At 64.2% G+C, this 10,961-nt stretch carries 12 protein-coding genes, 1 tRNA gene and 1 pseudogene; 9 read left to right on the top strand and 5 right to left on the bottom strand.

Translation table 11 applies throughout. The annotated features are described in order from the left end of the window. The 8 genes and pseudogenes from BLS34_RS26290 to BLS34_RS26770 form a co-directional block, all read left to right on the top strand. Positions 1-533 (top strand): hypothetical protein (locus BLS34_RS26290; RefSeq protein WP_215906199.1); only part of this gene is annotated, 533 nt, incomplete at its 5' end. Continuing rightward, the gene (locus tag BLS34_RS23120) at positions 530-1,426 is read left to right on the top strand and encodes a hypothetical protein (protein ID WP_139189438.1); all 897 of its coding nucleotides are present in this window, start codon (positions 530-532) and stop codon (positions 1,424-1,426) included. The genes BLS34_RS26290 and BLS34_RS23120, both read left to right, overlap by 4 nt. 5 nt (positions 1,427-1,431) lie before the next feature. Next, complete coding sequence (locus tag BLS34_RS23115; protein WP_093154238.1) at positions 1,432-3,267, top strand: type IV secretory system conjugative DNA transfer family protein; 1,836 nt, start codon at positions 1,432-1,434, stop codon at positions 3,265-3,267. Continuing rightward, positions 3,264-3,536, top strand: coding sequence for a hypothetical protein (locus tag BLS34_RS23110; protein WP_093154236.1), 273 nt, complete (start codon positions 3,264-3,266; stop codon positions 3,534-3,536). Before BLS34_RS23115 ends, BLS34_RS23110 begins: the two co-directional genes overlap by 4 nt. After that, positions 3,533-3,916 carry a hypothetical protein gene (locus BLS34_RS23105; protein WP_093154235.1) on the top strand — a complete coding sequence of 128 codons (384 nt, stop codon included), beginning with the start codon at positions 3,533-3,535 and terminating at the stop codon, positions 3,914-3,916. The genes BLS34_RS23110 and BLS34_RS23105 overlap by 4 nt, the downstream gene beginning before the upstream one ends. A 29-nt stretch (positions 3,917-3,945) precedes the next feature. Then, a complete protein-coding gene (locus tag BLS34_RS23100) occupies positions 3,946-4,377 on the top strand; it encodes a hypothetical protein (RefSeq protein ID WP_093154233.1) in 432 nt (143 codons plus the stop codon). A 131-nt stretch (positions 4,378-4,508) separates the two neighbouring features. After that, positions 4,509-4,880 carry a hypothetical protein gene (locus BLS34_RS23095; RefSeq protein WP_093154232.1) on the top strand — a complete coding sequence of 124 codons (372 nt, stop codon included), beginning with the start codon at positions 4,509-4,511 and terminating at the stop codon, positions 4,878-4,880. Beyond that, a pseudogene (locus BLS34_RS26770) lies at positions 4,880-5,902 on the top strand (recombinase family protein); the annotation flags it as partial. The gene BLS34_RS23095 and the pseudogene BLS34_RS26770, both read left to right, overlap by 1 nt. A gap of 153 nt (positions 5,903-6,055) precedes the next feature. Here the strand turns inward: BLS34_RS26770 and BLS34_RS26280 are convergent. Together BLS34_RS26280 and BLS34_RS23085 are read right to left on the bottom strand one after the other, a co-directional pair. Continuing rightward, positions 6,056-6,307, bottom strand: a complete 252-nt coding sequence (locus BLS34_RS26280; protein ID WP_215906198.1) for a hypothetical protein — start codon at positions 6,305-6,307, stop codon at positions 6,056-6,058. A 91-nt stretch (positions 6,308-6,398) separates the two neighbouring features. After that, positions 6,399-6,485, bottom strand: a tRNA-Leu gene (locus BLS34_RS23085). Between the two features lie 116 nt (positions 6,486-6,601). Here BLS34_RS23085 and lipB point away from each other — a divergent pair. After that, positions 6,602-7,312 carry a lipoyl(octanoyl) transferase LipB gene (gene lipB / locus BLS34_RS23080; protein WP_093154230.1) on the top strand — a complete coding sequence of 237 codons (711 nt, stop codon included), beginning with the start codon at positions 6,602-6,604 and terminating at the stop codon, positions 7,310-7,312. A 166-nt stretch (positions 7,313-7,478) separates the two neighbouring features. Here the strand turns inward: lipB and glcF are convergent, their stop codons facing one another. From glcF to BLS34_RS23070, 3 genes are read right to left on the bottom strand one after another with little or no spacing between them, the layout of a single operon-like run. Next, entirely contained in the window at positions 7,479-8,795 is a 1,317-nt protein-coding gene (gene glcF / locus BLS34_RS23075; RefSeq protein ID WP_093154229.1) for a glycolate oxidase subunit GlcF, read from the bottom strand. Beyond that, complete coding sequence (locus BLS34_RS25620) at positions 8,796-9,533, bottom strand: hypothetical protein (protein ID WP_139189437.1); 738 nt, start codon at positions 9,531-9,533, stop codon at positions 8,796-8,798. A 1-nt stretch (position 9,534) separates the two neighbouring features. Next, positions 9,535-10,743 carry an FAD-binding protein gene (locus tag BLS34_RS23070; RefSeq protein WP_093154226.1) on the bottom strand — a complete coding sequence of 403 codons (1,209 nt, stop codon included), beginning with the start codon at positions 10,741-10,743 and terminating at the stop codon, positions 9,535-9,537. Positions 10,744-10,961 lie beyond the last annotated feature (218 nt).

Here is a 10,961-nt window from a genome sequence, read left to right as displayed (position 1 = left end):
TGGCCTGGGTGGAAGGCATGAGCGCCTTCGGTGATCCCGATCCGGGGCGTGACCGCGCGCATGCGCGCAGCGTCACGGCGAGCGAAGCCGCGCGTCAGGATGCCCATGCCCACGCTTTGGCTGAGATCGATGACGTTGCCGAGGATCATCTCGGCCTGATCGATGAGGCGGCGGAGACCGTGCTTTCCACAATGGAAGGCCGGGCGGAGCGGATCGCGCAGTTCGAAGCCGACAAGGCCGCCCTCGCGGATGATGTCGAGGACGCCATCGCGTCCATCGATGCCGCCCACGATCACCTTGTCGCCCTCTACCGCTCGATTGCGGGGAAAAACCCGCCCGCGATCCGGCGCATCGACGCAGACGCCATCCGTGCCCGGTTCCGGGTCGACTGGCGCCCGCCGGAAGACCCGGCGCGGGATATCCGCGCGGATATCGAGGCCTGCCGCACGGTGATCGTCACGGCGGCGGCTGAAGCGCGCGCACTGGTCACCTCAAGCCTTCACGACAAACCCAATACGGAGGACCCGTCATGAAACGTCATGCGAACCGTCATGTATCCCGTCCGCGCCGCCGCACCCCTGCCACGGGAAGCAAATGGACCATCCCGTTGGTTGTTGGCCTGCTTGCGACCACCACGCTTGGCGGCGTCGGCTACGCCGTCGTTTCGGGCGCGGACACCATCCGCCCCGATGACCTGGGTTGCTACGAGAGCGCCGCGCCGCAGGGCAGCACGACCATCTGGTGGGACGCCTCGATGAGCTGGTCGCCGTCGCAGGAGCGCGACATCCGCGCGGCGGTGGCGCAGGCCTGGGAGACGCTGCCCTTCAATTATCGCTTCTCGGTCATCACGACCGAAGCCGATACGGTCGGCGATCTGGCCCCGCGCCGGGTGGAGATTTGCGGTCCGGCGAGGTCTGAAGCCGACTATGCCCGCAACGGCATCGAAAAGACGGCATCCTCGGGCTTCCTCAGCAATGAGGCGGACAAGCGCTTCGGCGAGGCTGTCCAGCCGGTGGTCGACAGCGTGTTTTCCGAGACCAAGACGGGCGGCAAGGTGCTGGCGATCGACAGCCCGCTGCTGGAGCAATTCCAGGCGATATCGCGCACCCCAGGCTTCCGGGATGCGGGCGGGCGCAAGCGGCTGCTGGTCATCAGCGACGGCATCCAGAACACGGAAATCGCCCGGTTCTGTGATGTGAAGGGCGATCTGCCGCCCTTCGAGCGCTTCAAGGACAAGCCGGAATACGCCCGCGTGGCCCCCGCCGCGATGAGCGGCGTGGAGGTCTTCTTCTACCTGGTGCTGCACACCGACTACGGCCCGCACTGCACCGAAGACGAACTGGCCGCGTTCTGGAGCGCTTATTTCGAGGAAGCGGGCGCGAGCCGCGTCGCTGTCTACCGCCTTCGCCCGTCCGGCAGCGAGTAACCGCGATGACAGAGCAAGCCAAAAAGCCGACTGGCCGCATCCTGCCTGCGTTGGTGATCGGCGGGGTGTCATACATGGCCTGGCGCGAAGTTGGCGGGCCGCTGATGGTGGGCGGCGAGATCAACCCCCTGCCTGCTCTCGCCGCTGCTGGGATGGGCGTGTCGGCCCTCGCCCTGTTATCCGGCTGCCTGACGTTGGCCGCCGATCTGTGCGGCTACATCAACGCCCGTACCCCGACGGGCCGCAAGGGCACCTCCGCCTTCGCCAAGTCTTTGCGCGAGGTGCGGCGTGATCTGATCCCGCACTGTTGGGGGCCACTGTTCGGGGTCTTCAAGGGTACGCCCGTGTTCCCGGATATCGAGGCGTCCGCCTACGTGATCGGGCCGAGCGGATCGGGCAAGACCACCAAATTCACCATCCCCACGATCATGTCCCTCAAGGGCCATTCCAAGGTTTTCTACGACTTCAAGTCGGATATCACCCCGCAGGTTGCCAAGGCTCTGCGCAAGCGGGGTGAGCGGCTGCGGATCATCAATCTGGGCGGCACCTACCAGAAAGAGATCGGCCAGGAGAGTGACACCTACAATCCACTGGTGCTGGTCAGCGAGACATTCTTCCTCAAGGGCGGTCTCGAAGAGATCACCGATCTGATCGAGGAGCTGTCCTGCAATCTCGATCCCGATGACACCGGGCAATCGGATGTCAGCAACGGGAGTTTCTGGAAGGACAACAGTCGTCGCCTCATCGGCTTCGTGATCCTGATGGTGGTGCTGGTCGAGGGCGAGAACGCCACCCTCGGCAAATGCCTACAGATGCTGAATGACAAGCAAAGCCTGCTCAGGCATGCGCAATGGGCGGCGGGCCGCCTGGAGGTCGAAGAGGACGGCGTGGCGTCCGTCGCGCGCATGCCGATCGATCAATCCCCCTGGGCGCATCTGCACGACCCGGCGGACGTCGCCAATTTCACCGAGTTCCTGCGTGCGCTGGCGTCTGGCATCGCCGACATCATGGAGCAGCCGGACGGCAAGCTCGCCGACAGCATGTTGTCGAGCGCGCGGATATCGGCGCTGGGCAAGTTCGACATCACCACCCGCGCCAACAAGCTCACCAGCACATGCAGCTTCCGTTTCTCCGAGTTGAAGGACAAGGGCATCACGACAGTCGCGGTGATGCTCGATCCGAACAAGATGGCTGCCCATAGCGAGGTTCTAACCGTGCTGAACTGGTGCGCGCGCGTGGAACTGCGCCGCCACGAGAACAAGGCCCGCAAGGTTTTCCTTTTGGTTGACGAGGCCGGAAACTTGCCCTGGCAGGGCATCGAGGTCGATCTTACCACACTCCGTGCATATTCTGTTATTCCAATATTTATTTTCCAGAATTTCCCGGCCTTCGCCAAGAAGCACGGAAAGGCCGCACTGGAGACCCTGCTGTCGGAGGCGCAGGTCAAGCTGTTCATGCCGGGGCAGCGCAACCCGGAAACGCTCTCGATGATCGAGCGCATGCTGGGCCATGAGAGCGTGATCGCGCGCTCCAACAACAGCAACGCCGCCACCGGCATGTTCAAGATGGATGGTTACGGCCTCCAGGAGGACGGCAAGCCCCTGCTGGGCACCGAGGAAATCCGGCGCCTTGAGAAAGGCATCCTGATGATCGGCAACAACAAGCCGATGATGGTGGATTTGCCGAGCATCGCCGAGATCGCGCCGTGGCGGAAGCAGCTCGACCCGTCGCCGTTCTACGGCAAGCGCTACCTGAAGCGGGTGCGCCTGAACATCAAGCCGTATGCCCGCTCCCTGCTATCGTGGCTCGGCTGGGCTCTGGGCGGCGGGAGGGTGTCATGAGAACCGCTCTGACCCTCGGCGCCGTTGCGGCCCGCTCGCTAGTCACCCTGCTGCGCCGCTGGCCGCTGGTTCTGATCGCCCTTCTCCTGATCAGCCCGGTCGGTCCGCACCTTCGGCTCTCCTACAGCTACTATGAGGGCCGAGCCCATCCCAGCCTGTTCTTCGACTGCACCTATCTCGGCAGCCGGGGCGTCATCACCCCGGCCTTCGGAACACTCGACGGCTGCCCGATCCTCGCGTGGATCGATGCGCGGGAGGCCATCCGATGAGCCATGCCCGCGATATCAAGGGGCCCTGGCTCAACGCCGAGGTGATGAACCGGACCCCGCAGGTGCACACCGCGTTCGACCGCAGCCGCGATCCGATGATCGCGCGGCAACTGGACGATCTGGAAAAGACCGAAAGCCAGCGCCGCGGTGAGTCCGATGGGCCCGTGCGCGAATTCTCCAAGCCCGCCGCCCGCCAGGATAAGCCGGAACCCGCCCTGAAGCCGCCGCCGCACATGCGGGGTCGTGCCGACCGCGACGGCTGGTTGACGGCGGAGCGCAGCGCCGCCTTCGCGCGAGCCGAGACCATGGATGCGGGCCGCGAACCTGCTCCCGAACAGGACCGCACCCTCACCAGAGACTTCTCCGGGCCGTCGCTGTGACCGCCCCTCAACCAGAAAAGGAGACGATCATGTCCGAAAACCAGAACCAAGGCCCTCTCCAGACCCTGCGCGATGGCGCTGTCTTCGCCAAGCTCTGGCAGCAGGAGGGCAAGAACGGCCCCTTCGTCTCGGTCGAGGTCGGCCGGACCTATCAGGACCAGCAATCGGGGGAATACGGCGTGTCCCGGTCGTTCAGCGGCTCGGATGTCCTGAAAGTTCAGGCAATCATGCTGGAGGCCCACCGCGAAGTCGGCAAATGGCACGAGTTCTTCAAGGACCAGCAGAGAACTCAAGATAGGCAATCCGAGCTGCCGATGCAGCCGGACACGGCCCGGAGCGAACCCCAGCCCCAGAATCAGCACCCGCAGGGCCTGGCAGCGCAGCGGGACCAAGCCCTCGCCCATGCCAAGGCACCAGAGCGGAGCACCGCGCCGACCCCGGGCCGCACGCCGGAGGTTTGACGCCTCGCCTGCATACATCCGTGTGATCGCGTTGAGAATTGCACAATAATAGAATAATGTTCCTACTATGTTCTCAATGCGTAAACACGGATGGAGGCGAGAGAATGACGGCGAACTAAGAGGAAAACGACATGACCGCAGAGACCAAGACAGACAGGAGACACGCCGCCGACAAGGCTTCCTCGGGTTGTCAGCCCGCCATCCGGCTCGACACCGAAAAATACCGCGCCGAGACTGCGGAGCTCGGCCTGAGCGCGGATGAGGAGCGCGAATATATCGAGACAGTCTGGACCATCTTGCTCCAGGCCATGTTGCTCGGCATTCGGCTCGAATTCGAGGCCGAAGGGAATGAAGCGGAAAGCTGTGGACAAGAGCCAAGAACCCGCTCGTCGCTGCCAATTCCGGAAGCGGATGGAGTAGAATCGGAAGATAGGAATTTTAAGTCGAATTTTGAGAATGCCGTACGGCAGGCCGATGCCGAGACGGCGGAAGGGAGTCGCTAATGGACATTGATACCGAAACCATCCCCAAAAAGGCGGTGATCTATGGCCGGGTGAGCGATCACTCCCAGATTACCGAGGGCGACGGGCTCGCGAGCCAGGAAACCCGATGCCGGGAGTTCGCCAAGAACCGGGGCATGAGCGTTGCCCGCGTGTTCGTCGATGATATTTCCGGCAAGCATGCCGACCGTCCCGGCATGCGGGATTTGTTAATTTTTCTGCACGAGGTTCCCGACCGCACCCATGCGGTGGTCATCGACGACCTGTCCCGGCTCGCCCGCGATATCGAGGCCTATCGTGCGCTGCGCCGCGCCATTCTGGAGGCGGGCGGCGTGCTGATGTCGCCATCCGTCCGGTTCGGCGAGGACTCCGACAGCACCCTCATCGAGAACCTGCTGGCCAGCGTCGCCCAACACCAGCGCCAGAAGAACGGCGAGCAGACCAAGAACCGGATGTGGGGCCGCGCCAAGAACGGCTATTGGGTGTTCCAACCCGTACCCGGTTACCACTTCGAGAAGGTCAGCGGCCATAACAAGCTTCTGGTCCGCACGGAGCCGGTCGCGAGTGTTGTGACGGAAGCGCTGGAAGGCTTCGCCTCGGGCCGCTTCGAGACACAGAGCGAGGTAAAGGACTTCCTCGACCACAACCCGCTGTTCCCCAAGGGCAAGCCGGGGTTCATCCATTTTTCCCGCGTCAGGGACCTGCTCACTCATCCGCTCTACGCCGGATATGTCGACATCCCCAATTGGGGCATCCACATGCAGCAGGGTCGGCACGAGGCACTGATCGACTACGCCACGTTCCAGCGCATTCAGGATCGCCTCGAAGGCCGCGCCAAGGCACCGAAGCGGGCCGATATCCGAGAGGACTTCCCGTTGCGCGGCTTTGTGTCCTGCGATGCGTGCGGGGAGCCCTACACGGCGGCATGGTCAAAAGGCGCGGTCAGGCATCATCCTTATTATCTCTGCGACACAAAGGGCTGCCCCGACTATCGCAAGTCTATCCGCCGCGATGTGATCGAAGGGCAGTTCGTGGAGATTCTCGCCACGATCAAGCCCGCACCGGGCATGGTGGTTCTCGCCAAGGCGATGTTCCGGGACATGTGGGACCAGCTCCACGGCGTGCAGACTGCTTCCGTGGGGGTGCTCAAGGCCGAGCTGAGAAAGCTGGAGACGGCCTCAGAGCGCCTGATGGATCGAATCCTCGAAGCCGAAGCGCCTCTGGTCGCGAGCTACGAAAAGCGCCTCGCCGCTATGGAGAAAGACAAAGTGGCGATCCGTGAGAAAATCGCCGGAACGACCAAACCGGCGGCCAAGTTCGACAAGGTTTATCGAACGGCCTTCGACTTCCTCGAAAACCCTCAGAAACTCTGGGCCTCCAGCCAGTTCGAGCACCGCCGCGCGGTCCTCAGAATGGCTTTCGACACCCATCTCCGCTATGTCCGGAATCAGGGTTATCGAACGCCCGAAACCACCTTACCCTTCAAGGTGTTAGCGGGCCTCAATGGCCAAAAAAAGAAGATGGTGCGGTCGAGAAGACTCGAACTTCCACCCGTGTTACCGGACAGCGACCTCAACGCTGCGCGTCTACCAATTCCGCCACGACCGCACTATCTTGGCTACGAGCCCCGGCCCGCAGCGAGGGTGAGGGATTAGCAAAAGCCGCCCGCCCAATCAAGCTGAGATCGCGGGTTGTAGCACGGAACCGGAAACGGACACCGATATATGTCACTCGCCCCTCTCTCCGACCAGGCCGACAGCGTGTTCCGGAGTGCCGTGGACTGGCGCCACGACGACGCGCTGGTGGGTTACGAGGCCGCCGTCGCCGAGATGGAGCGGCTGGCCGGCGCCATCCATCTGGGCGAGGCACCGGAGACCGTCTGGCTGCTCGAGCATCCGCCGCTCTACACGGCGGGCACCAGTGCCGAGACCGCCGACCTGCTGGAGCCGGACCGCTTTCCGGTCCACCGCACCGGGCGCGGCGGCGAGTTCACCTATCACGGGCCGGGCCAGCGGGTGGCCTATGTCATGCTCGACCTGAAGCGCCGCCGCCAGGATGTGCGGGCCTATGTGCATGCGCTGGAGGAATGGCTGATCCGGACGCTCGACCGGCTCGGTGTGGCGGGCGAGCGGCGCGACGGCCGAGTCGGCATCTGGGTGCGCCGCACCGACCGGGGCGAGCCCCTGCGCGAGGACAAGGTGGCCGCCATCGGCGTGCGGGTCCGACGCTGGGTCACGTTCCACGGCATCGCGCTGAACGTCGAGCCGGACCTGTCCCATTTCGACGGCATCGTACCCTGCGGCATCGCCGGCCACGGGGTGACCAGCCTGGTCGACCTCGGCGTGCTCGTCGGCATGACCGAGGTCGACGCGGCGCTCAAGGGCGCCTTCGAGGAGGTGTTCGGCGACGGCGGAGAGATGGCGCTGCGGGGATAAGGGGCGGCTACGGGAGCCGCTATCTTCCCACGCACTGCAATCTCGTCATCCCGGCGAGACCCGGGCTCGACCCGGGGGTCGGCCGGGACCCCGAGGCAATTGACAGAGCTGGGTCCCGGCCGCCCTCCGGATCAGGTCCGGAGGCCGCCGGGATGACGGGAGCACGTCAAACCGCCTTCTCCCGCATCGCCGGCGGTACCGGCCCGCCCGTCGCCCAGTCCAGCAGCTGCACCGTGTGCACCACCGGGATCGCGGTGCCGCCGCCGATCTGGGTCATGCAGCCGATATTGCCGGTCGCGATCACGTCCGGCCGGGTGCTCTCGATATTCGCCACCTTGCGGTCGCGCAGCGTCCGGGCGATCTGCGGCTGCATCATGTTGTAGGTACCCGCCGACCCGCAGCACAGATGCCCCTCCGGCACCCCCTTCACCGCGAACCCGGCCCGGGTCAGCAGCTCGGCGGGCAGGGTCTTGATCTTCTGGCCGTGCTGCATCGAGCAGGCCGAGTGATACGCCACGGTCAGATCGGACGGCGCGCCCGCCGGCAGGTCCAGCTCCGCCAGATACTCGGTCACGTCCCGCGTCATCGCCGAGATCGCCGCCGCCTTGTCGGCATAGCCCGCGTCCTCGCGCAGCATGAAGCCGTAATCCTTCACCGTGGTGCCGCAGCCCGAGGCGTTGATCACCACCGCGTCCAGCCCGTCCCCGCCACCGTCGGCGGTCTCGGCCCACCAGGCGTCCACATTGGCCGTCACGCTGGCATGGGCTTCGTCCTCGCGGCCCATGTGATGGGTCAGCGAGCCGCAGCAGCCCGCACTCGGCGGCACCACGACCTCCACCCCGTGGCGGGTCAGCAGGCGGATGGTGGCGTCGTTGATCTCCGGCTCCAGCACCCGCTGGGCGCAGCCGAGCAGCAGGGCTACCCGGCCCCGCCGCTCGCCCTGGGCCGGAAACACCCCCGGCCTGTCCATCGCCGAGCGCGGAGGGATCGCCTTGGGCGCCAGCTCCAGCATCGCCCGCAGCCGCCCGCCGAACAGGTTGCCGGCCAGCGGCGCGAAGGGCCGGGCGAACCAGGCCCCGGCCAGCGCGACGCGGAACCGGTTCGGATAGGGGATCAGGTTGGCCAGCAGGGCGCGCATCCAGCGGTCGAGCGGCGCGCGGGTATAGGTGCGCTCGATATGGGTGCGGGCGTGGTCGACCAGGTGCATGTAATGCACGCCGGAGGGGCAGGTGGTCATGCAGGACAGGCAGGACAGGCAGCGGTCGATATGCTTGACCTCCTGCTCGCCGGCGGGCCGGTCGTTCTCCAGCATGTCCTTGATCAGGTAAATCCGGCCGCGCGGGCTGTCGAGCTCGTCGCCCAACAGGACATAGGTCGGGCAGGTCGCCGTGCAGAACCCGCAATGCACGCATTTGCGCAGGATCTCGTTGGCGACGGAGATCTCCGGATCGGCGAGTTGGGCCAGGGTGAAGTTGGTTTGCATCTAATCGATCACCGCTCTGTATTTAAATTCTATTTCATTTTCAAATAGCTTACACAGTAATATATAAAATCGCGCCCTTATACTTCGCTCAAATGACGCCCTTAAACTGCCACCATCCTCCATATCATCATAAATTTTCATCAAGTCATTAAATCCAGAAATCCAATTCAGCATATTTTCCGCTTCAATTTTCTTCTTTAGTTGATCCTGCAAATTAATATTCTCTGGTATTTCCTGAATCATAATTAAATAACCCGCATCATTCACACCAATATTCATGTTACTTGAATAATTATTTATCTTTCCATTTACTAAATAGCATCTCGCACAAAAATCTAAAACATATTCATCGATTTCTCTTTGTCTTAATTCTATCATTCTAATCAAAATACTTCTTTTATTAAAAAGCTCAGATTGCTTCAATGATTCGTTTTGCTTTTCCAGCTCGACAACCGTTGCCCTAATTTCTTCGGCCTGCTGTTTAACAGCTTCCGTATTAAGTTGAAGTTCCTGTTTTTGAAGAAAATACCCCGCAATTAACCATATAAATGCAAGAATCCCGGCAAACCCGGCTATAGTGTCTCCAGTTTCGTTGGGCTCCAGTTCCGTAACACCACTCAACCCAAATAGATCGAACAGAACTACTAGAGAAACACCCACAACCAATACAGTCAGAAAAACTGCTATTTGCTGTACACGTCGTTGCTGCCGCCGATGATCGTCAATACCCCCCAACATCTCACACCCCCGCCGTCATGCGACCCGGATTGAGCACGCCTTTCGGATCGAAACTCTTCTTCACCCGGGTCGACAGGGCCGCAAGCGGCGCCGGCTGCGGGTGGAAGCTGTCCACGGACGCCCGGACCTCCGGGGCGGCGCGGATCAGAGTCGCATGGCCGCCGACCGCATCGACCGCGCCGCGCACCACATCGGCCTGGGCGTCGCCTCTCGGCGGGACGGCGAGCCAGACCAGGCCGCCGGCCCAGTCGTAGAAATACGCGCATTCCGCCACCAGCGGCCGGATCGCCGCCACCACCCGCGGGCCCGCCATCGGGGCGACGGAGAGCTTCCATACCGCCCGCTCGCGCGGCTCGGCCAGGGGGCGGGCGTCGCGCAGGTCGCGCCACAAGGCGCGGGAGACCTCGCCCTCGAGCGCGGTGATCTCGGCCCCGAACCGGGCCAGTTCGTCCGTCAGCGCCGCCACCCGGGCGACCACCGACGGCGCGAAGCCCTCCACCCGCAGTGCGGTCGCCACGCCGCTCACGCCGCCGGCGGCGATCCCGTCGGGCAGGTGCGCGGCCGAGGACACGTCATGGGCCGAGCCCATGGCCGCACTCATGGCGGTCACCGCCGTCAGCTCGTCCAGCCCGTGCAGCAGCAGGGTGGTCTCGGTCTCCGGCATGGGCAGGACCTTGAAGGTCAGGTCGGTGAGTGCCGCCAGCGTGCCCCAGGAGCCGCAGACCAGCTTGGACAGGTCGTAGCCGGTGACGTTCTTCACCACCCGCCCGCCGGATTTGACGATCTCGCCCCGGCCGGTGACGGCGGTGAAGCCCAGCAGGTGGTCGCGCGCCGCCCCGTCCTTGATCCGACGCGGGCCGGCCAGGTTGCAGGCGAAGACCCCGGCGATGGACTGCCGCCCCTCGCCGCCGCCCAGCAGCACGCCCAGATCCATCGGCTCGAAGGCGAGGCGCTGGTTCTGCGCCGTCAGCGCCGCCTCGATCTCGGCCAGCGGCGTGCCCGGCCCGGCCTGGCAGATCAGCTCCTCCGCCTCGTACAGGCCGATGCCGGACAAGCCAGAGAGGTCGAGGGTGTTGGCGGTCTGCATCGGCCGGCCGATCGTGCGCTTGGTGGCGCGGGCGACGATCTCCAGCGGGCTCTCCTCGGAGACCGCCCAGGCGATGGCGTCGCGCACCTGCTCCGGCGTGTCGGGCGTGAAGGTGTCAGGCATCGGCATGCTCCGGCAGAGGCTGGGTCCCGGCCGACCCCCGGGTCGAGCCCGGGCCTCGCCGGGATGACGGGGATAGGGAACTCATAAATCTGTAATCGTCATCCCGGACGGCGCCGGACCTGATCCGGGGGCGGGCCGGGACCCAGCATCGGCCGATGGGGGTACGGTCCCGGTCCCGCCCCTGGATCGGGCCCAGGGGCGTGCCGGGACGACGGGGA

The sequence above is a fragment of the Thalassobaculum litoreum DSM 18839 genome (assembly GCF_900102465.1).
Classification (GTDB): domain Bacteria; phylum Pseudomonadota; class Alphaproteobacteria; order Thalassobaculales; family Thalassobaculaceae; genus Thalassobaculum; species Thalassobaculum litoreum.
The sequence above is the reverse complement of the archived record's forward strand: the minus strand, read 5'-3'. Positions and strand labels throughout refer to the sequence as shown.